20 protein-coding genes are annotated in these 20,965 nt (G+C 67.7%); 12 read left to right on the top strand and 8 right to left on the bottom strand.

The genetic code is table 11. The annotated features are described in order from the left end of the window. Nucleotides 1-14: 14 nt before the first annotated feature. The 3 genes from CFB39_RS05620 (at nt 15) to rmuC (ending at nt 3,991) form a co-directional block, all read left to right on the top strand. A complete protein-coding gene (locus CFB39_RS05620; RefSeq protein ID WP_089472402.1) occupies nt 15-1,445 on the top strand; it encodes a sodium:proton antiporter in 1,431 nt (476 codons plus the stop codon). 81 nt (nt 1,446-1,526) lie between these two features. Continuing rightward, entirely contained in the window at nt 1,527-2,516 is a 990-nt protein-coding gene (locus CFB39_RS05625) for a D-glycerate dehydrogenase (RefSeq protein WP_089425869.1), read from the top strand. Further along, complete coding sequence (gene rmuC / locus CFB39_RS05630) at nt 2,513-3,991, top strand: DNA recombination protein RmuC (RefSeq protein ID WP_089430778.1); 1,479 nt, start codon at nt 2,513-2,515, stop codon at nt 3,989-3,991. Before CFB39_RS05625 ends, rmuC begins: the two co-directional genes overlap by 4 nt. A 90-nt stretch (nt 3,992-4,081) precedes the next feature. Here the strand turns inward: rmuC and CFB39_RS05635 are convergent, their stop codons facing one another. From CFB39_RS05635 to CFB39_RS05660, 6 genes are all read right to left on the bottom strand, one after another. Continuing rightward, nucleotides 4,082-4,567 (bottom strand): GNAT family N-acetyltransferase, encoded by a 486-nt coding sequence (locus CFB39_RS05635; RefSeq protein ID WP_089472403.1) that lies wholly within the window; start codon nt 4,565-4,567, stop codon nt 4,082-4,084. Further along, entirely contained in the window at nt 4,564-4,839 is a 276-nt protein-coding gene (locus tag CFB39_RS05640) for a hypothetical protein (protein WP_006401288.1), read from the bottom strand. Before CFB39_RS05640 ends, CFB39_RS05635 begins: the two co-directional genes overlap by 4 nt. Nucleotides 4,840-4,878: 39 nt before the next feature. Then, on the bottom strand, nt 4,879-6,177 hold the full coding sequence (glp, locus tag CFB39_RS05645) for a gephyrin-like molybdotransferase Glp (protein WP_089472404.1): 1,299 nt from the start codon (nt 6,175-6,177) through the stop codon (nt 4,879-4,881). A gap of 105 nt (nt 6,178-6,282) precedes the next feature. Then, nucleotides 6,283-6,900 carry a molybdenum cofactor guanylyltransferase MobA gene (gene mobA / locus CFB39_RS05650; protein WP_089472405.1) on the bottom strand — a complete coding sequence of 206 codons (618 nt, stop codon included), beginning with the start codon at nt 6,898-6,900 and terminating at the stop codon, nt 6,283-6,285. A gap of 28 nt (nt 6,901-6,928) precedes the next feature. Further along, nucleotides 6,929-8,041: a GTP 3',8-cyclase MoaA gene (moaA, locus tag CFB39_RS05655; protein WP_089424839.1), complete on the bottom strand. Its 1,113-nt coding sequence runs from the start codon at nt 8,039-8,041 to the stop codon at nt 6,929-6,931. A 131-nt stretch (nt 8,042-8,172) separates the two neighbouring features. Continuing rightward, nucleotides 8,173-11,340, bottom strand: coding sequence for an Rne/Rng family ribonuclease (locus tag CFB39_RS05660; protein ID WP_089472406.1), 3,168 nt, complete (start codon nt 11,338-11,340; stop codon nt 8,173-8,175). 725 nt (nt 11,341-12,065) lie between these two features. Here CFB39_RS05660 and CFB39_RS05665 point away from each other — a divergent pair. The 4 genes from CFB39_RS05665 to CFB39_RS05680 are packed head-to-tail and all read left to right on the top strand — an operon-like array spanning nt 12,066 to nt 15,138. Then, nucleotides 12,066-13,070, top strand: coding sequence for an RluA family pseudouridine synthase (locus CFB39_RS05665; RefSeq protein WP_089472407.1), 1,005 nt, complete (start codon nt 12,066-12,068; stop codon nt 13,068-13,070). A 5-nt stretch (nt 13,071-13,075) separates the two neighbouring features. Next, entirely contained in the window at nt 13,076-13,735 is a 660-nt protein-coding gene (locus tag CFB39_RS05670; protein WP_043181953.1) for an HAD-IA family hydrolase, read from the top strand. After that, on the top strand, nt 13,732-14,133 hold the full coding sequence (locus tag CFB39_RS05675) for a Rieske 2Fe-2S domain-containing protein (protein WP_043181955.1): 402 nt from the start codon (nt 13,732-13,734) through the stop codon (nt 14,131-14,133). The genes CFB39_RS05670 and CFB39_RS05675 overlap by 4 nt, the downstream gene beginning before the upstream one ends. 12 nt (nt 14,134-14,145) lie before the next feature. Then, entirely contained in the window at nt 14,146-15,138 is a 993-nt protein-coding gene (locus CFB39_RS05680; protein ID WP_089472408.1) for a S49 family peptidase, read from the top strand. 57 nt (nt 15,139-15,195) lie between these two features. Here the strand turns inward: CFB39_RS05680 and CFB39_RS05685 are convergent, their stop codons facing one another. Together CFB39_RS05685 and CFB39_RS05690 are read right to left on the bottom strand one after the other, a co-directional pair. Continuing rightward, a complete protein-coding gene (locus tag CFB39_RS05685) occupies nt 15,196-15,918 on the bottom strand; it encodes an SAM-dependent methyltransferase (RefSeq protein WP_089424844.1) in 723 nt (240 codons plus the stop codon). Further along, nucleotides 15,915-16,547, bottom strand: a complete 633-nt coding sequence (locus CFB39_RS05690; protein ID WP_089472409.1) for a Maf-like protein — start codon at nt 16,545-16,547, stop codon at nt 15,915-15,917. The genes CFB39_RS05685 and CFB39_RS05690 overlap by 4 nt, the downstream gene beginning before the upstream one ends. A gap of 229 nt (nt 16,548-16,776) precedes the next feature. On the opposite strand from CFB39_RS05690, the gene CFB39_RS05695 reads away from it, so the two are divergent. The 5 genes from CFB39_RS05695 to fabD all read left to right on the top strand — a co-directional run bounded on the left by CFB39_RS05695 (nt 16,777) and on the right by fabD (nt 20,932). Next, complete coding sequence (locus tag CFB39_RS05695; RefSeq protein WP_089472410.1) at nt 16,777-17,412, top strand: DUF177 domain-containing protein; 636 nt, start codon at nt 16,777-16,779, stop codon at nt 17,410-17,412. Nucleotides 17,413-17,510: 98 nt separating this feature from the next. Then, entirely contained in the window at nt 17,511-17,690 is a 180-nt protein-coding gene (gene rpmF / locus CFB39_RS05700; RefSeq protein ID WP_006051932.1) for a 50S ribosomal protein L32, read from the top strand. 129 nt (nt 17,691-17,819) lie between these two features. After that, nucleotides 17,820-18,926 (top strand): phosphate acyltransferase PlsX, encoded by a 1,107-nt coding sequence (gene plsX / locus CFB39_RS05705; protein ID WP_089472411.1) that lies wholly within the window; start codon nt 17,820-17,822, stop codon nt 18,924-18,926. After that, nucleotides 18,927-19,916: a beta-ketoacyl-ACP synthase III gene (locus CFB39_RS05710; RefSeq protein WP_027788011.1), complete on the top strand. Its 990-nt coding sequence runs from the start codon at nt 18,927-18,929 to the stop codon at nt 19,914-19,916. Nucleotides 19,917-19,999: 83 nt separating this feature from the next. Then, nucleotides 20,000-20,932, top strand: coding sequence for an ACP S-malonyltransferase (fabD, locus tag CFB39_RS05715; RefSeq protein WP_089472412.1), 933 nt, complete (start codon nt 20,000-20,002; stop codon nt 20,930-20,932). Nucleotides 20,933-20,965: the final 33 nt, after the last annotated feature.

Raw genomic sequence — 20,965 nt, forward strand, 5'->3', positions numbered from 1 at the left:
CAAGGAAGTTCTGCATGAAACGACATGCCGCCTGGGCGGGCATGGCGTCGGGGATCGCGCTTGGCGCCGTCCCCGCGCTTGCATCGGCCGCAACGCTCGACGGTGCCACGCTGTCCGCTCTCTGGGGCATCCCGTTCGCCGGGATCCTGCTGTCCATTGCACTGTTCCCGCTCGTCGCCCCCGTGTTCTGGCATCACCACTTCGGCAAGATCGCGGCCGGCTGGGCGGTCGTGTTCCTGGTCCCGTTCGCGTTCGCGTTCGGCGCGGGCACCGCGTTCGGCACGCTCGTGCATGCGCTGCTCGAGGAATACATCCCGTTCATCGTGCTGCTCACCGCGCTCTATACGGTCGCGGGCGGCATCTGCGTGAACGGCAACCTGCACGGCACGCCGAAGCTGAACACCGCGATCCTCGCGCTCGGCACGCTGCTCGCGAGCGTGATGGGCACGACGGGCGCCGCGATGCTGCTGATCCGGCCGCTGCTGCGCGCCAACGACAACCGCAAGCATGTCGTGCACGTCGTGATCTTCTTCATCTTCCTGGTCGCGAACGCGGGCGGCTCGCTGTCGCCGCTCGGCGATCCGCCGCTGTTCCTCGGTTTCCTGAATGGCGTGAGCTTCTTCTGGACGACCACGCACCTCGCACTGCCGATGCTGTTCATCTGCGCGGTGCTGCTGACGCTGTTCTTCGCGCTCGATACGTACTTCTACCGGAAGGGCGGCGAGGAGCGGCCCGCCGCACTCGACCCGACACCCGACAGTGCCCGGCTGTCGATCGACGGCAAGATCAATTTCGTGCTGCTCGCGGCCGTGATCGGCCTGGTGCTGATGAGCGGCATCTGGAAGCCGGGCATCACGTTCGACGTGTGGGGCACGCACGTCGCGCTGCAGAATCTCGTGCGCGACGTCGCGCTCGTGGGCGTGACGCTCGCGTCGCTCGCGCTGACGCCGCGTTCCGCGCGCGAGGGCAACGCGTTCAACTGGGCGCCGATCGAGGAAGTCGCGAAGCTGTTCGCGGGGATCTTCGTGACGATCGCGCCGGTGATCGTGATCCTGCGCGCCGGTGCCGACGGCGCATTCGCGCAGATCGTCCACCTTGTCACGGGGCCGGACGGCAAGCCGATCGACGCGATGTACTTCTGGGCGACCGGCATCCTGTCGTCGTTCCTCGACAATGCGCCGACCTATCTCGTGTTCTTCAACCTCGCGGGCGGCGATGCGCAGTCGCTGATGACGACCGGCGCGTCGACGCTGGCCGCGATTTCCGCAGGCGCGGTGTTCATGGGCGCGAACAGCTATATCGGCAACGCGCCGAACTTCATGGTGAAGGCGATCGCCGAATCGCGCGGCGTGAAGATGCCGAGCTTCTTCGCTTATCTCGGCTGGGCGCTGGTCGTGCTGATACCGGTATTCCTGCTCACGTCGTGGATCTTCTTCACGGCGTAAGCTGACGATTTTCAACCTAGAGCGGGTGGTTCCAGTGGCGCACGGCGCGCAGCGATCCGCCCGCGGCATGCGGAGATGGCGATGCAGAAGATCCTGGTCGCGCGTCCGATCTTTCCGGACGTGATCGAGCGGCTCAAGCAGTATTTCGACGTCGACTGGAACAACGGCGACGCACTCGCGCCCGACGCGCTCGCCGCGCGTCTGGCCGACAAGGACGGCGCGCTGACGGCCGGCGATCCGGTCGGCGCGGCGGAGCTCGCGGCCGCGCCGCGCCTGCGCGTCGTGGCGAACATGGCGGTCGGCTACAACAATTTCGACATGGCCGCGTTCAACGCGGCGAACGTGCTCGGCACCAACACCCCCGACGTGCTGAACGAGTCGACCGCCGATTTCGGCTGGGCGCTGATGATGGCCGCGGCCCGCCGGATCGCCGAATCCGAGCACTGGCTGCGCGCCGGCCACTGGCAGAAGTGGGCGTACGACGGTTTCCTCGGCAGCGACATCTACGGCTCGACGCTCGGCGTCATCGGGATGGGGCGCATCGGCCAGGCGCTCGCGCGCCGCGCGCGCGGCTTCGGGATGCAGGTGATCTATCACAACCGGTCGCGGGTCGCGCCCGAGATCGAGGCCGAGCTCAATGCCGAATACGTGTCGAAGGACGCGCTGCTCGCCCGCGCCGATCACGTCGTGCTCGTGCTGCCGTACACGAAGGAGAACCATCACACGATCGGCGCGGCCGAACTCGCGAAGATGAAGCCCACCGCGACGCTGACCAACATCGCGCGCGGCGGGATCGTCGACGACGCGGCGCTGGCCGTCGCGCTGCGCGCCGGGACGATCGCCGCGGCCGGCCTCGACGTGTACGAAGGCGAGCCGACGGTCCATCCGGCACTGCTCGAGGTGCCGAACGTCGTGCTGACGCCGCATATCGCGAGTGCGACCGAAAAGACGCGCCGCGCGATGGCGAACCTCGCCGCCGACAACCTGATCGCCGCGCTGGGCGAGGGGCCGCGCGCAGGGCAACCGCCGAACCCGATCAACCCTGACGTGATCGGGAAGCCGCGCGCATGACGATGACGTTGTTGCTTGCGGCGGTCGTCGTGCTGGCCGTCGCGCTTGCGGTGGCGATCGTCGCGCTCGTGCGTGGCGGTGGCCGCCACGACGATGCGGCGATACTCGGCGACCAGATCGAGGACGCCGCGCATGCGCAGGCGCGCGCAGTCGAGCGGCTCGAGCGCGAATTGCGCGGCGAGATCGTCGAGAACGCGCGCGGTTCGCGCACCGAGCTGGCCGGCAGCTTCGCGCAGCTTCAGCAGACGCTCGCCGCGCAACTGACGAGCGTCGCGACCGTGCAGAACAACCAGATCGAAGGTTTTGCACAGCAGCTCGGCAAGCTCGTCGCCGGCAACGCGCAGCAGTTCGACGCGATGCGCGAGAGCGTGCAGCGCCAGGCGCAGCAGGCGCGCGAGGAGCAGACGGGCGCGCTCAGGCTGTTCGGCGACACGTTGAACCGGCAGCTCACGCAACTGACCGAAGCGAACGACCGCCGGATCGGCGAGGTGCGCGCGACGCTCGAACAGCGGCTGAAGGAAATCGAGACGAACAACGCGGCTAAGCTCGAGGAGATGCGCCGCACTGTCGACGAGAAACTGCACGCGACGCTTGAGCAGCGGCTCGGCGAATCGTTCAAGCTCGTGTCGGACCGGCTCGAGCAGGTGCATCGCGGGCTCGGCGAGATGCAGACGCTCGCGGCGGGCGTTGGCGACCTGAAGAAGGTGCTGACCAACGTGAAGACGCGCGGTACCTGGGGCGAAGTGCAGCTCGAGGCGCTGCTCGAACAGATGCTGACGCCCGAGCAGTACGCGAAGAACGTCGCGACGGTACCGAAGAGCAGCGAGCGCGTCGAGTTCGCGATCCGGCTGCCGGGGCGCGAGGCCGGCACGCGCGACGCGCCGCCCGTGTGGCTGCCGATCGACGCGAAATTTCCGCGCGAGGACTACGAGCGGCTGATCGACGCGCAGGAGCGTGCGGATGCGGTGGCGGTCGAGGAAGCGGCCCGCGCGCTCGAGGCACGCGTGCGGCTGGAGGCGCGCACGATCGCCGAGAAGTATGTGGCGCCGCCGCACACGACCGATTTCGCGCTGCTGTTCCTGCCGACCGAGGGGCTCTATGCGGAGATCCTGCGTCGTCCGGGGCTGACCGACCTGCTGCAGCGCGACTATCGCGTGACGGTCGCCGGCCCGACGACGCTCACCGCACTGTTGAACAGCCTGCAGATGGGTTTCCGCACGCTCGCGATCGAGCAACGGTCGAGCGAGGTGTGGCAGGTGCTCGGGGCGGTGAAGACGGAGTTCGGCAAGTTCGGCGACGTGCTCGCGCGCACGAAGTCGCAGCTCGAAACGGTCACGCGCTCGATCGAGGCCGCGGAGCAGCGCACCCGCGTGATGAACCGCAAGCTGAAGCAGGTCGAGGCGCTGCCGGGCGATACGGCGGCAGGGCTGCTGGGTGCGGAAGGGGCCGACGGTGCCGATGCGGACGACGCATGACGCACATGGCCGACATCGGCTGGAAAGCAAAAACGGGCGCCGCGGCGCCCGTTTTCTTTTGACGCGATGGCCGGCGCGGCCGGCTCGCGGTCAATGCCCGGCAAGCGTATCCAGTGCGTCGCCGGTGACGCGAACGATGCGCCAGTCGGGCAGCACGGTTGCGCCCATCTTTTCGTAGAAATCGATCGCCGGCTGGTTCCAGTCGAGGACCGACCATTCGAAGCGTCCGCAACGGCGCTCGACGGCCAAGGCGGCGAGGTGACGCAGCATCGCGGTGCCGAGGCCCGTGCCGCGCTGCGACGGCTGCACGTACAGGTCCTCGAGATAGAGGCCGCGATGGCCGAGGAACGTCGAATAATTGTGGAAGAGCAGCGCATACGCGACGATCGCGCCGTCGTGCTCGGCCACTCTTGCCTCGGCGGCAGGCTGCTCGCCGAACAACGCGTCGGCGAGATCGGCCTCGGTTGCGACGAACAGGTGTGCGAGTTTCTCGAACTCGGCCAGCTCGCGCATCAGCGCGAGGATCGCGCCGACGTCGCGTGCCTGGGCCGCGCGGATCAGCGGTGTGCCGCTCACGCTTCTTCCGGCGGGTCGGACAGCACGATCTCGATGCCGCCGAAGCGCGATGCGACCCAGTTGTACGCGTGGCATGCGATCCACAGCAGCACGAAGCCGAGGATGGCGTTCAGCAGCAGCGCGCTCAGGATCGTGCTCAGTTCGACCATCCCGTAGCGAACGTACGCGACGAGAATGCCGAGCAGCACGATCGGCACGCTGAACGTCAGGTAGACGAGGATCAGCGCTTTTGCGGTCTGCCCCGCGGCGATCGACGAAATTTGTTTCTTCATGTGCGGATTGCCCCCGTAGAGATATACCGATAGTGGAATTCAGATCAGGCCGTCGAGCGGCAGGATGTCGACCGGGGTGCCCGCGTCGACTGCCGCGGTATCGTGGCCCAGGACGATGAAACAGTTGGCGGCCGCGAGGCCGCTCAGCGACGCGGAACTCTGCGAGCCGGCCGGTGCGACGTGCCAGCGGCCGTCGGCGGCGCGCGTCGCGACGCCGCGCAGGTAGTCGGTGCGGCCCGGGCGCGTCTTCAGCGCTTGCGTGCTGAGTGCGGTATGCATCGCCGGCGGCTGGGCCTGCGCGCCGGCCAGCGTCAGCAGCGCGGGGCGCACGATCGCGTAGAACGTCACGGCAGACGCGACCGGGTTGCCGGGCAGGCCGAAGAACAGTGCGTGACCGGCGCCGTCGGCGGCGCGTGCGAGCGTGCCGCACGCGAGCGGCCGGCCGGGACGCAGCGCGACGCTGGCGAACGTCACGTCGCCGAGCCGTGCCATGACGTCGCGCGTGAAGTCGGCTTCGCCGACCGATACGCCGCCCGACGTGATCACCGCATCGGCCTGCGCGGCGACCGCGCCGCGCAATGCGGCTTCGAGCGCGGCCGGGTCGTCGCGGACGATCCCGAGATCGACCGCGTCGACATGCAGCCTTTCGAGCATCGCGATCAGCATCCCGCGGTTGCTGTCGTACAGGGTGCCGGGGCCGAGCGGCTCGCCGGGCTCGCGCAGTTCGTCGCCGGTGGAGAACACGGCGACGCGCACGCGCCGGCGTACGGCAACTTCGGGGAAACCGAACGACGCGAGCAGGCCGAGATCGGACGGCCGCAGGATGCGGCCCGCGGCGAGCGCGCACGCGCCGCGCGCGAGATCCTCGCCGGCCTTGCGGCAGTTCGCGCCGCGCGCGATGTCGTGCGCGGCGAAGTGGATCGTGTCGCCGTCGACGCGCACGCGTTCCTGCGGAATCACCGTGTCGCAGCCGGCCGGCATCGGCGCGCCCGTCATGATGCGCACGCATGATCCCGCCGCCACGGCGCCGTCGAACGGATGGCCGGCGAGCGCGGTGCCGGCGACCGTCAGCGCGACCTCCGCTTGCGGCGATGCGTGCGTGCCCGTGCTGCCGTCGAACGCATAGCCGTCCATCGCCGAGTTGTCGTACGCGGGAATGTCGAACGGGGCGTTCACGTCGGCCGCGAGCACGCGGTCGAGTGCATCGCGCAGCGCCACCGTGTCACACGCGTCGACCGGCACCGCGAAGCGGCACGCGAGCGCCTGCGCGTCGGCGAGCGACAGCGGGGCATCGGAATCGGGTGCGGTTCGGGGGGCGGGCGAGGATTGCGTGATCATCAGTCGGACTGCGCCGCAAGGCGTATCGGGTTCGTGGCCGGTGGCGCGAGGAGGGTGCCTGGGCGCGGGTTGCGCGTGCGGCGGGCGGGAACCGCGCGGGTGCCGTCAGCGGCGGGCCAGCGCGGCGAGTTCCTGCCAGGAGTTGGCATTGTAAAACGCACGCTCGTCGTGAAACTCGACTTCGACCGTCTTGTGGCGTGCGTACCACGCACGCACCTTGCGGTCGCCGGCGGCGAGCCGGGCGGCGAGATCGTCGGCCAGCGACGTGCGCAGCAGCGCGAACGTCGGCTGCGGCGAGCGCACTTGTTGTGCATCGACGGTCACCGCCATGGCGATGTCGGCCTGCCGCGCGTCGAGCGCCGCCTGCAACCGTGCGACGAGGTCGGCCGGCAGATAGGGTGTATCGCATGGCGAACACGCGACGAGCGGCGCGCGTGCCGCCCGCATGCCGGCGAGCAGGCCCGCGAGCGGGCCGGGGAAGTCGGGTGTTTCGTCCGCGATGATGCGCGCATCGAATGGCGCACCGAGTTCGGCATAGCGATCGGCATGGCGATTCGCGCTGATCAGCGTCTCGTCGACCTGCGGCGAGAGCCGGCGCAGCACGTGCAGCGCGAGCGGCGTGCCGTCGAGCAACTGCAGGCCCTTGTCGACGCCGTCCATGCGTGTGGCACGCCCGCCTGCGAGCAGCAGGCCGGCGATCGTGGGAGAGACGGAAGCGGGCATGGTAAGAGGGCGGGATGGGCGGCGTGCGTCAGCCGCCGATATACGACATCTCGACCCGCTTGCCGGCGCCGTCGGGCACGGCGTCGGCCGACGCGCTGCCGCGCAGTTGTGAATAACGGTCGGTGCGGGCCTGCCAGATGCGGGCGATCGCGGTCGCGATCTCGGCGTCGCTCGCGCCGCCGCGCACGAGCGCGCGCAGATCGTGGCCGGTCGACGCAAACAGGCACAGGTACAGCTTGCCTTCGGTCGACAGCCGCGCGCGCGTGCAGTCGCCGCAGAAGGCCTGTGTGACGCTGGAAATCACGCCGATCTCGCCGCCGCCGTCCGCATAGCCCCAGCGCTGCGCGGTTTCGGCCGCCGTGTGCGGATCGAGCGGTACGAGCGGGAAGTGTTCGGCGATCCGTGCGATGACGTCGGCCGATGGCAGCACCTCGGTCATGTTCCAGCCGTTCGACGTGCCGACGTCCATGTATTCGATGAAGCGCAGGATCACGCCGGTACCGCGAAAACGCTCGGCCATCGGCAGGATCTCGCTGTCGTTGGTGCCGCGCTTCACGACCATGTTGACCTTGACCGGCGCGAGGCCCACAGCCTGGGCCGCGAAGATGCCGTCGAGCACGTCGGCGCTCGCGAACTCGGCGTCGTTCATGCGCTTGAACAACGTATCGTCGAGTGCGTCGAGGCTGACCGTCACGCGCGTGAGCCCGGCGTCCTTCAGTGCGCGCGCCTTGCGTGCGAGCAACGAACCGTTGGTCGTGAGCGTCAGGTCGAGCGGGCGGCCGTCATGCGTGGTCAGGCGGGCGAGGCGCTCGATCAGGAATTCGAGATTCTTGCGCAGCAGCGGCTCGCCACCCGTGATGCGGATCTTCTCGACGCCGTGTGCGACAAAGAGTCGCGCCACGCGTTCGATTTCCTCGTGCGTGAGCAGCGCGCTGTGCGGCAGGAACGGGTAGTCCTTGTCGAAGACGGCGCGCGGCATGCAGTACACGCAGCGGAAGTTGCAGCGATCCGTCACCGAAATGCGCAGGTCGCGCAGCGGCCTGGCGAACGTGTCGGCCAGCGTGCCGTCCGGGGCGTGCGCGACGCCGGAGACGTCCGGCATCCCGCTGACGTCGGCGAGAGGAATGATGCGTCGGGACATGTTGAAAGAAGTGCGAACCAGACCTCTATTTTAGCCGCAAGCGGCGGGTCGGTCCGGTGGGCGGAAACCCGCAGCGCGGACATGAAAAAGCCCGCCGGAGGCGGGCTTTTCCTGGTCGGACGATGCGTCGATCAGTGATGCGTCGTTTCGACCTGCTGCATCGGGGCCGTATCGACCGGCGGCAGCGCCTTGCGTTCGCGCGGCACGCGAGCCGGACGCGGGAGGCGCGACGCGGCTTCCTGCGCAGCGGCGAACTTGCCGGCGTCCGTGTTCACCCAGACGAGACCAGCCTGCTCCAGCACGGTGTCCAGGCTCGCCGAAGCGGGCGCGGCTGCCGGTTGGGCGGGGGCCGGAGCCGGTGCCGGTGCCGGTGCTGCGACGGCCTCGATCGGCGCGGCTTCGACATGGGCCGGCTCCGCAGCCACCGGAGCGGCTTCGGTCGTCACGGCCGGTGCGGCTTGCTCGACGGGGGCGTGCTGAGGCGCCTCGACGGCGACAGGCGCTGCCGGCACTTCGAACGCGTCGGTCGGCGAAACCGCGACCGGAGCCGGACCGGCTTCCGTATCGACGGCCGGTGCGACCGGTGCCGGTTCTGCTGCCTGGGCGACCACTGCTGCTTCGACCGGTGCTGCCTCGACGTGTACCGGTGCCGGTTGCGGCTCGACAGCGGCCGGTGCTGCCGGTTCGGCATGGTGCTCGACCACGGCTTCGGCGACGACGGCGCTTGCCGCGGCGGCTGCCACGACGACTGCCGGTGCGGCCGGGTGGGCCGGTTCGGCAGCAGCCGGTGCTTCCGGCGTCACGGCTTGCACCGTCACTTCGCCTTCTGCGCCTTGCTCGGCGTGGTCGACGCCTGCGCCGTCTTCCTCGCGCTCGCGACGACCACCGCGGCGGCCGCGACGGCGACGGCGACGTTCCTCGCCATCACGCGCGCCGGCTTCCGCATCGGCTGCCAGCTCGGCGCCGGGCAGGGCTTCCGCGACGGCCTTGTCGGCTTCCGCGTCCGGATGGGTTTCGCCGCGGGTGACGGTTTCCAGCGTGGCCGCATGCTGCGTCGGCTTGCGGCGCTCGCCGCGCTCGCGACGTTCCTGGCGCTCGCCACGACCGGCTGCGTCAACGCCTTCCGGCTGCTCGACACGCTCGCGCGGTTCACGCGGTTCGCGGTTCTCACGCGGTTCGCGCGGCTCACGGCTTTCACGCGGCTCGCGGCCTTCGCGCGGGCTACGGCCCTCGCGACCTTCGCGGTTCTCGCGACCTTCACGCGGTTCACGACCCTCGCGCGGTTCGCGGCCTTCACGCGGTTCGCGGCCTTCACGCGGCTCACGAGCCTCACGCGGTTCGCGCACTTCCTTGCCTTCGCGCTCCTGGCGTTGCTGCTGGCCACGGCCTGCCGCGACCTGGTCGCGGCCGCCTTGCGCCTGCTGGGCGCCGCCGCGACGGTTGCGGTTGCGATCGCCACCGCGTTCGCCGCGTTGCTCGGACTTCTCGGCGCGTTCGCCGCGAGCCGGACGGGCTGCCTGCTCCTTCGCCGGGGCCGGAGCAACCGGTGCGGGTGCGGGCGCCGGCGATACGCCGAACAGACCCTTCAGCCAGCCGATGAAGCCGCCGGTTGCCGGCGCGACAGGCGCGGGCGCTGCAACGGGTTCGACCGGGCGCTGCGGTGCCGGGCTCGGGGCCGGACGCTCGGGCGTGATGCCCTTGACCGCGGCTTCCTGCTTCGGCTTCACTTCCGCCGCGCGCTTGCTGTAGCCGGTTTCCGACTCGAGTTCGCGGGCGGCTTCCTCGGCCATCTTCCAGGACGCGCGCGGGTCGTCGAGACGGGCGTCGTCGTGGCGCAGGCGCTCGAGCTTGTAGTGCGGCGTATCGAGGTGCTTGTTCGGGATCAGCACGATGCCGACCTTGAAGCGCGACTCGATCTTGTTGATTTCCTGACGCTTTTCGTTGAGCAGGAAGGCGGTCACCTCGACCGGCACCTGGCAGTGGATCGCCGCGGTGTTTTCCTTCATCGCTTCTTCCTGAATGATCCGCAGGACCTGCAGCGCGGACGATTCGGTATCGCGGATGTGACCGGTGCCGTTACAACGCGGGCAGGTCACGTGGCTGCCTTCCGACAGGGCCGGACGCAGGCGCTGGCGCGACAGTTCCATCAGGCCGAAGCGGGAGATCTTGCCCATCTGGACGCGCGCGCGGTCATGCTTGAGCGCGTCTTTCAGGCGCTGCTCGACTTCGCGCTGGCTCTTCGCCGATTCCATGTCGATGAAATCGATCACGATCAGGCCGCCGAGGTCGCGCAGGCGGAGCTGGCGGGCGACTTCGTCGGCCGCTTCGAGGTTCGTGCGGGTCGCCGTTTCCTCGATGTCCGCGCCCTTGGTCGCACGCGCCGAGTTCACGTCGATCGCGACGAGCGCTTCGGTGTGGTCGATCACGATCGCGCCGCCCGACGGCAGCGGTACCGTGCGCGAGTACGCGGTTTCGATCTGGTGTTCGATCTGGAAGCGGGAGAACAGCGGCACGTCGTCGTGGTAGCGCTTCACCTTCGCGACGTTGTCCGGCATCACGATGTCCATGAATGCGCGGGCCTGATCGTGGATTTCGTTCGTGTCGATCAGGATTTCGCCGATATCGGGCTGGAAATAGTCCCGGATCGCGCGGATCACGAGGCTCGATTCCAGATAGATCAGCATCGGCTGGCCGGGGTTGCCGCTTTGCGACGCCGCTTCGATCGCGCGCCACAGTTGCAGCAGGTAGTTCAGGTCCCACTGCAGTTCCTCGGCGCTGCGGCCAATGCCCGCGGTACGGGCGATCATGCTCATGCCGTCCGGGATCTGCAGTTGCGCCATCGTCTCGCGCAGTTCCTGACGCTCGTCGCCTTCGATCCGGCGCGACACGCCGCCGCCGCGCGGATTGTTCGGCATCAGGACCAGGTAGCGGCCGGCGAGCGAGATGAACGTGGTGAGGGCGGCGCCCTTGTTGCCGCGCTCTTCCTTCTCGACCTGGACGATCAGTTCCTGGCCTTCGCGCAGGGCATCCTGGATGCGCGCGGAGCGCATGTCGATGCCTTCCTTGAAGTACTGGCGGGCGACTTCCTTGAACGGCAGGAAGCCGTGGCGGTCTTCGCCGTAGTTGACGAAGCACGCTTCGAGCGACGGCTCGATACGGGTGATGACACCTTTGTAGATATTGCCTTTGCGCTGTTCGCGCCCGGCTGTCTCGATGTCGATGTCGATGAGCTTCTGCCCATCGACGATGGCGACGCGCAGCTCCTCCTGCTGCGTCGCATTGAACAGCATGCGTTTCATGAACGACTCCAGGCGGCTCTGCTGGCGGCGCCTCGCGGTTGTCAGTCGCGAGGGCGGGAACGACGGCAGGCCGCACCTTGTTGTGTTGTCACGAGCACGCTGGAGCGGGAACGATGGCGGGGAGAATTGCCTGAAGAGGCGCTTGGGCCCGAAAGACGGGGCCGGCGGCCATAGGGCACCTGCGAACACGGCTTCAAAGCACGGCGTCCACACACCGCACGCTGTCAAAGCGCGCTAAGCCTGAGGCCGGGCACTGCCGCGGGGCGCGTCGCCATGCGACGCGCGTGCCAACGGGCGGCAGATGCTGCGGCTCGGGCCGCAGCGGGGAGTATCGAATCCAGCCCGACTTTCCCGCCTGGGGTGTACTTCCCTGGTTTGACGTCGCCAGGCCCCGCACGCTTCGCGGAGCCAAATCGGGCGCAACGCCGTAATTTTCGCAACCGGCAGCCTGCGCGGACGCACTTCGCGCCGTCGGGCTGCCGATCAAATTCTTTTCAACCAACTTTCCGTTACCGCGGCGCCTTGCCGACCGAATCCGCCTGTGGGCGCGATCCTTGCCGACGGGCGGCGCCGTGCGTGCAACTTGCTGCATCTCTTTGATTAGGGGCGAGCAGCAGACCCCCGGCGCAAGTAAAATAACGGTTTGCGCTTGCGCCTTGCCCGGTTGGTCCGGGCCGGCCGGTGAGGCCGCCCGCAACGTCAGGCTGGGCAAAATTATATTCAGTATGAACGAGTTAGGCAAAATATCCCAGAATTCGGTCGCAAGCGGCCAGGTATCGATGATCGAGATCGATGAAAACTCGGCCGGTCAGCGTATCGACAACTTCCTGTTGCGCGTCTGTAAAGGCGTGCCGAAAAGCCATATTTACCGGATCCTGCGCAGCGGCGAAGTGCGCGTGAACAAGGGTCGGGTCGATGCGCAGTACCGGCTCGCGTTCGGCGACATCGTCCGCGTGCCGCCCGTGCGCGTGGCCGCCGCCGACCTCGCGCGTGCCGAAGCCACCATCGTGCCGCCCGCGCACTTCGACGTGCTGTTCGAGGACGACGCGATGCTCGTCATCAACAAGCCGGCCGGGGTGGCGGTCCACGGCGGCAGCGGCGTCGCGTTCGGCGTGATCGAGCAGATGCGCCAGGCGCGCCCGCGCGCGAAATTCCTCGAACTCGTGCACCGGCTCGACCGCGAGACGTCCGGGATCCTGATGCTCGCGAAGAAGCGCACGGCGCTGGTGGGCCTGCACGAACAGATTCGCGAGAACAAGATGGACAAGCGCTACTTCGCGTGCGTCCACGGTGAATGGCAGCCCGACTGGGGCCGCCGCCGCGCGGTGAAGGCGCCGCTGTTCAAGTATTCGACCCCGGAAGGGGAGCGCCGCGTGCGGGTGCAGGACGACGGGCTGCCGTCGCATACGGTGTTCAACCTCGTCGATCTGTGGCCCGAGTACGCGCTTCTCGAGGCGGAACTCAAAACGGGTCGGACCCATCAGATTCGTGTGCACCTCGCGCATCTCGGGCTGCCGATCGCCGGCGACGCCAAGTATGGCGATTTCGCACTGAACAAGGCGCTGGCGCGCGCGAATGCGCAGCCGTCGTTGAAACGGATGTTCCTGCATGCGTACCGGCTGCGGCTCGCCCACCCGCTGACCGGCGAGGCACTGCAGTTCGATGCGCCGCTGCCGGACGAATGCCGGCGCTTCCTCGATCAACTCAGCGCACTGCGCGATACCGCCTGAACCGCATGGCTCGACAGCAATTTGACCTGATCGTCTTCGACTGGGACGGCACGCTGATGGATTCGACTGCGCACATCGCGCACAGCATCCAGGCCGCATGCCGCGATCTCGGCTTGCCCACGCCGTCCGACGAGGCGTCACGCTACGTGATCGGCCTCGGCTTGCGCGATGCGCTGCAGATTACGGCTCCGACCCTCGATCCGTCCGACTATTCGCGGCTCGCCGAGCGCTACCGCTATCACTATCTGCTCGACGACCAGCGCATCGAGTTGTTCGCCGGCGTGCGCGAGCTGCTGGCCGAATTGCGCGACACGGGCTATCTGCTCGCCGTTGCAACCGGCAAGGGTCGGGTCGGGTTGAACCGCGTGCTCGACCAGTCGAAGCTGACGAGCCTGTTCGATGCGACGCGCTGCGCCGACGAGACCTTCTCGAAACCGCATCCGGCGATGCTGCACGAACTGTCCCGGGAATTGGGGCAGGACCTGTCGCGCACCGTGATGATCGGCGACACGACCCACGACCTGCAGATGGCCGCGAGTGCCGGGGCCGCTGGCGTCGGCGTCGCGTACGGCGCGCATACGGCCGACGCACTGGCCGCGCTCGCGCCGCGCTTCGTCGCGCCTGACGTCGGCGCGCTGGCCGCGTGGCTGCGGGAGCACGCATGAGCGCGGCGCCGGACGCCGTGCGCGTGTGCGCATCGGATGCGCTGGCCGACGGCGGCGCCGGCGTGCGCGTCGACGCGACGCTGCGCGGCGAGCAGGCCGTCGTGTTCTTCGTGCGCTACGAGGGCCAGGCATACGGTTACCTGAATCGCTGCGCGCATGTGCCGATGGAGCTCGACTGGGCCGAAGGGCAGTTCTTCGAATCGTCGGGCCTCTACCTGATGTGCGCGACGCATGGCGCGATCTACGAGCCGAACACCGGCAAGTGCGTCGGCGGCCCGTGCCGCGGCGGCCGCCTGCGGCCGGTCGAGGTCGACGAGCGCGACACGTCCGACGGGCGTGCGGTATTCTGGGTGCCCGACGCTGACCTGCGTCCCGCCGTTCCCGCCACGACCGACTAACGACAACCCTGCATGGCCGACCAACCGAATTCCCCTGATTCCTCCCCCCGTTCCGATAGCCGTGAACCGAACTGGGAGCGTGCGGCGCTCGAGCGGATCGCGCTCGCGGCCGTCAAGGAGCAGCGCGCGGCGCGGCGCTGGAAGATCTTCTTCCGCTTCGCGTTCCTCGCCGTATTCGTGCTGTTCGCGTTCGCGCTGATCGATTTCTCGAGCGATTCGAAGTTCTCGTCGAGCGGGCGGCATACGGCGCTCGTGACGATCGACGGCGAGATCGCGGCCGGCGTCAACGCAAACGCCGACGACATCAACACGGCGCTCGACGCCGCGTTCGACGACGACGGTACGGCCGGTGTCGTGCTGCGGATCAACAGCCCGGGCGGCAGCCCGGTGCAGGCCGGGATGGTCTACGACGAGATCCGCCGGCTGCGCGCCAAGCATCCGGACAAGCCGTTGTATGTCGTCGTGACCGACATGTGCGCATCGGGCGGCTATTACATCGCATCCGCGGCCGACAAGATCTTCGTCGACAAGGCGAGCATCGTCGGGTCGATCGGCGTGCTGATGGACGGGTTCGGCTTTACCGGGCTGATGGGCAAGCTCGGTGTCGAGCGGCGCCTGCATACGTCGGGTGAAAACAAGGGCTTCTACGACCCGTTCTCGCCGGAAACGCCGAAGATGGACGCGCATGCGCAAGCATTGCTCGACCAGGTGCACGCGCAGTTCATCAAGGCCGTGAAGGATGGCCGCGGCAAGCGGCTGCACGAGACGCCCGACATGTTCTCGGGGCTGTTCTGGACCGGCGAGAAGAGCGTCGAGCTCGGGCTGGCGGACGGTTACGGCACGACCGACACGGTCGCGCGCGACGTGCTGAAGGCGCCGGATCTCGTCGACTATACGGTGAAGGAAAGCCTGACGAACCGCGTCGCGCGCAAGTTCGGCGCGGCCGTCGGCGGCGCCGCGATGAAGGCGCTGACGGCAGGCGGCGCGTCGGTCAGCCTGCGCTGACCGGAGGCGGGCGGGCCGCGATGGCCCGCCGTTCACCTGGCGGATCGCCTGCCGCGTTCAGTTCGCCAGCAGCAGGAAGATCGCAGGGCGCTTGTGCAGATTCGGCGCGGGCGCCTTTTTCCAGTCCGCGACGGTGCGGCTCGCGATCGTCTCGGTCGCGAGGGTCAGGTCGGCCGCGACGCAGATCTGCGTCGACGGCGCGCAGGTCGCGACGAGCGTGTCGAGCATCGCCTGATTCCTGTACGGCGTTTCGATGAAGATCTGCGTCTGGCGCGCCTTGCGTGACAGTTGCTCGAGTTCGCGCAGGCGTTTGGCGCGCGCGGCCGCGTCGACCGGCAGGTAGCCGTTGAACGCGAAGCTCTGGCCATTCAGGCCCGACGCCATCAGGGCGAGCAGGATCGAACTCGGCCCGACGAGCGGCACCACCTTCACGCCGCGCTCGTGCGCGCGGCGCACCAGCAAGGCACCCGGGTCGGCGACGGCCGGGCAGCCGGCTTCGGACACGAGGCCGGCGTCCGCGCCGGCCAGTACGGGCGCGAGCAGCCGGTCGATGGCGCCGGCCGGCGTGTTGACGTTCAGTTCGCTGATCTCGATTTCCTGGATCGGGCGCGTCGTGCCGATCTTCTTCAGAAATGCACGCGTCGTCTTCGCGTTCTCGCCGATGTAATAGCCGAGCGTGCCGGCGCGCGCCTGCACGGCCGCGGGCAGGACCGCCGCGAGCATCGATTCGTCGCCTTCGCCGAGCGTGTTCGGGACGAGGTAAAGCGTGCCGGCGGTCATGCGCGGTCTCCACGAGTGGTCGCAAACAACGGATAGTCGGCGGCGCGCAGCATGCGCGTGAGCGCGATCAGCGGCAGGCCGACGAGCGCGGTCGGGTCATTCGATTCGATCGCGTCGAGCAGTGCGATGCCGAGCCCTTCGGACTTCGCGCTGCCGGCGACGTCGTACGGCGTTTCGGCGCGCAGGTACGCATCGAGTTCGGCCTCGGGCAGCGAGCGGAAGCGCACGTGCGTGACGATGTCCTCGACCTGCGCTTCGCCCGTCCGGCTGTCGTACAGGCACAGCGCGCTGTGGAATTCGACTTCGCGGCCCTGCATCGACACGAGTTGCGCGAGCGCGCGCTCATGGGTGCCGGGCTTGCCGATCTGGAGCCCGTCGAAGGTCGCGACCTGATCCGACCCGATCACGAGCACGCCGTCGGGCGCGTCGATCGTCGCGGCGACGGCGCGCGCTTTCGCGCCGGCGAGCCGCAGGGCGGTCGCGGCCGGCGTTTCGCCGTCGTGCGGGGTTTCGTCGAGGTTGGGCGACACGACGTCGAAGGGGATGCCGAGGCGCTCGAGGAGCGCGCGGCGGTAGCGTGAACTGGAGGCAAGAATCAGCCGCGGCGGGCGGCAAACGGTATCCGGCATGGTCGGTTGGATCGGTGAGTCGTCAGGTGTTGTGCGGCGTTGCGCGGACGCAAGCTTAAGTGATTGACCGCAAAAGGTAAAACAGGTATGCTTTCCCGCTTTTCGTCGGCAGGCTTCCGTGTGGTGGCGCCTGCCGGGTCTTCGGAAGTAAAGTACGTCATCCGCGGATGAGCCGTACGCGAGCGGTACCAAGCCGGATTCGCAAGTCAGCCTGTAGGCAGGAGCGCACATGAACACTTCTTCTGGCAAACCGGCTGCGGCGCTTGATCCGCATGCAATCGACCTGTTCGAGTTCGCCCGCAGCGGGCGGCAGGCATCTGGTGCGGTGCGCCTCTCGCAACTGCCGCGCATGTTAAACGAAGTGCCCGCGGACGCGCCAGATCGCGACACGGTCTTCACATGGCAGGCGGAAGGGTTCACCCAGAAGGAATTGCAGGACGACGGCGCCGACGGGCAGCAGCCGTATCTGCGACTTGCGGTGCACGGCCATGCGTGGCTCACGTGTCAGCGCTGCATGACCCCGTACGACCAGGCGTTCGACGTCGATATGACGTACCGGGTCGTCGCGACCGAAGAAGAAGCTGAAGAATTTCCGCTCGACGACGATGAAGCCGATGTGATCGTGGGCTCACGCCAGTTCGATCTCGTCGACTTGATCGAAGAGGAATTGCTGCTTTCGTTGCCGCTCGTGCCCAAGCACGAGGTTTGCCCGGCAGTTCACGAAAGCCTCGTGTCGGGTGCGAGCGGTCCCGCGGAAGAGGCGGACGAAGAGTCCGACGAAGCCGGGGACGAAGGCAAACGGCCGAATCCGTTCGCAGCGCTGCAAGCGCTGAAGAAGGACGGTGACGGCACCAAGAAACACTAAGCAGTTGTGGCGCGGGAAGGCGTAAAGGCTTTGGGCCAGGGTAGTTAAGCGCCGGATCGGGCTGTGTTAGAATCCGGAAAATTATTTAGGAGTTAGTCATGGCAGTCCAGCAAAACAAGAAGTCGCCGTCGAAGCGCGGCATGCATCGTTCGCACGATTTCCTGACGGCAGCGCCGCTGGCAGTCGAGCCGAGCACGGGTGAAGTGCATCTGCGTCACCACGTCAGCCCGAACGGCTACTACCGCGGCAAGAAAGTCGTCAAGACGAAGAACGACTAAGCGTCAAGTCACGCGTTGCGCGCTACGCTTGCCGTTCGCGTGACAACTGGTTCGCTTGACACTTTCCTGGCTCAACAAAAAGGCGGCATTCAACTGCCGCTTTTTTGTGCCTGAAATTCGTCGCATTCCATGACCGTAAAGCTCACAATCGATTGCATGGGAGGCGACCACGGCCCGTCCGTGACCGTTCCCGCGGCAGTCAAGTTCGTCCGCGCGCATCCCGATGCGCACCTGATGCTCGTCGGCATCGAAAGCGCGATCCGCGCTCAGCTGAAAAAGCTGAAAGCCCTCGACGATCCCGCGCTGACCATCGTTCCCGCCACCGAAGTCGTGGCGATGGACGACCCTGTCGAAGTGGCGCTGCGCAAGAAGAAGGATTCTTCGATGCGCGTCGCACTCAACCACGTCAAGGAAGGCGCGGCGCAGGCCTGCATCTCCGCCGGCAATACCGGCGCGCTGATGGCCGTTTCCCGTTACGTACTCAAGACGCTGCCCGGCATCGAGCGGCCCGCGATCGCGTTCGCACTGCCGAACCCGACCGGCTACACGATGATGTTGGACCTCGGCGCGAACGTCGACTGCGAACCGCAGCACCTGCTGCAGTTCGCGGAAATGGGGCACGCACTCGTGGCGGCGCTCGAAGGCAAGGAGCGTCCGACGATCGGCCTGCTGAACATCGGCGAAGAGGTGATCAAGGGCAACGAGACGATCAAGCGCGCAGGCGAACTGCTGCGTGCCAGCACGCTCAATTTCCGCGGCAACGTCGAAGGCAACGACATCTACAAGGGCACGGTCGACGTGATCGTGTGCGACGGCTTCGTCGGCAACGTCGCGCTGAAGACATCCGAGGGCCTCGCGCAGATGCTGTCGGACATCATCCGCGAGGAGTTCGGCCGTTCGCTGATGTCGAAGCTGATGGCGCTGCTCGCGCTGCCTGTCCTGATGCGTTTCAAGAAGCGCGTCGACCACCGCCAGTACAACGGCGCGGCGCTGCTGGGGCTGAAGAGCCTCGTGATCAAGAGCCACGGTTCGGCCGATGCCTACGCGTTTGAGTGGGCGATCAAACGCGGGTATGATGCCGTCAAAAACGGCGTGCTGGAGCGCCTCGCGCGCGCGATGGCGGATAATTCAGTGTCGCTCGGCGAAGGCGAGCACGACGCGGGCGGTGCGGGCCCTGCAAGCCCCGCCGCAGGCCATCACGCCGACCCTTCCGCCGCGCAATCCTCTAAAGCATAAATGGCCCAATCGACTCTCTATTCCCGCGTGCTCGGCACGGGCAGCTACCTGCCGCCTGACCGCGTCACGAACCAGCAGTTGACCGATCGCCTTGCGAAGGAAGGCATCGAGACGAGCGATGAATGGATCGTTGCGCGCACGGGTATCCATGCGCGCCATTTCGCTGCACCCGACGTCACGACCAGCGATCTCGCGCTCGAGGCGTCGCGTCGAGCGATCGAAGCCGCCGGCATCGATCCGCAGTCGATCGACCTGATCATCGTCGCGACTTCGACCCCCGATTTCGTGTTCCCGAGCACCGCGTGCCTGCTGCAGAACAAGCTCGGCATCAAGAACGGCGGCGCGGCATTCGACGTGCAGGCCGTGTGCTCGGGCTTCGCGTACGCGATGGCGACGGCCGACAGCTTCATCCGCAGCGGCCAGCACCGCACGGCGCTCGTCGTCGGCGCGGAGACGTTCTCGCGCATTCTCGACTTCAAGGACCGTACGACCTGCGTGCTGTTCGGCGACGGCGCGGGCGCGGTGATCCTGTCCGCGTCGGAAGAGCCGGGCGTGCTCGGCAGCGCGCTGCACGCGGACGGCAGCTATTCGCACATCCTCTGCACGCCGGGCAACGTCAACCGCGGCGTGATCGAAGGCAGCGCGTTCCTGTACATGGACGGGCAGGCCGTGTTCAAGCTCGCGGTCAACGTGCTCGAGAAGGTCGCGATCGAGGCGCTCGCGAAGGCGAATCTCGCGCCCGAGCAGATCGACTGGCTGATTCCGCACCAGGCCAACATCCGCATCATGACCAGCACCTGCCGCAAGCTCGGCCTGCCGCAGGAGCGCATGGTCGTGACGGTCGACCAGCACGGCAACACGTCGGCCGCGTCGATCCCGCTCGCGCTCGATACCGCGGTGCGCGACGGTCGCATCCAGCGCGGCCAGCACGTGCTGATCGAAGGCGTCGGCGGCGGCTTTACCTGGGGCGCGTCGGTCTTCCGCTACTGATCCGCGGCGCGCGACAACTGCGCGCGGATCCCATCGGCGCGCCATTCGTGCGCGCCGTCCGAATCGATTCAATTGGGGACGATATGAAATTTGCATTCGTATTTCCGGGGCAGGGCTCGCAGGCGGTCGGCATGCTCAACGCATTCGCCGATCTGGCCGTCGTGCGCGAGACGCTCCAGGAAGCGTCCGATGCACTCAATCAGGATCTCGGCAAGCTGATCGCCGAAGGCCCGGCCGAAGAGCTGAACCTCACCACCAACACGCAGCCCGTGATGCTGACCGCAGCCTATGCGTGCTATCGCGCGTGGCAGCAGGCAGGCGGCCCGGCGCCGGCGATCGTCGCCGGCCACAGCCTCGGCGAATACACGGCGCTCGTCGCTGCCGGCGCGCTCGCGTTCAAGGACGCGGTGCCGCTCGTGCGCTTCCGCGCGCAGGCGATGCAGACGGCCGTGCCGGTCGGCCAGGGCGGCATGGCCGCGATCCTGGGCCTCGATGACGACACGGTGCGCGCGGTCTGCGCCGAAGCCGCGGAAGCGGGCGTCGTCGAAGCGGTGAACTTCAATGCCCCCGCGCAGGTCGTTATCGCAGGCAACAAGGCCGCGGTCGAAAAGGCCTGCGAGATCGCGAAGGCGAAGGGCGCGAAGCGCGCACTGCCGCTGCCGGTGTCGGCGCCGTTCCATTCGTCGCTGCTCAAGCCGGCGTCGGACCAACTGCGCGACTATCTTGCGAACGTCGACGTCAAGGCGCCGCAGATTCCGGTCGTCAACAACATCGACGTCGCCGTGGTCAGCGATCCGGCTGCGATCAAGGATGCGCTGGTGCGCCAGGCCGCGGGCCCGGTGCGCTGGGTCGAGTGCGTGCAGCACATCGCCGGCACGGGCGTCACGCACGTGATCGAATGCGGCCCGGGCAAGGTGCTCGCCGGCCTGACGAAGCGCATCGACGGCAACCTGACGGGCGCGTCGGTATTCGATCCGGCTTCGCTCGACGAAGCGCTCAAGCTGGTGACCGCCTGACGCGGCGCCATTTCTCAAGAGACGGATATTCGA

It is taken from the genome of Burkholderia sp. AU6039, assembly GCF_002223365.1.
Taxonomy (GTDB): Bacteria; Pseudomonadota; Gammaproteobacteria; order Burkholderiales; family Burkholderiaceae; genus Burkholderia.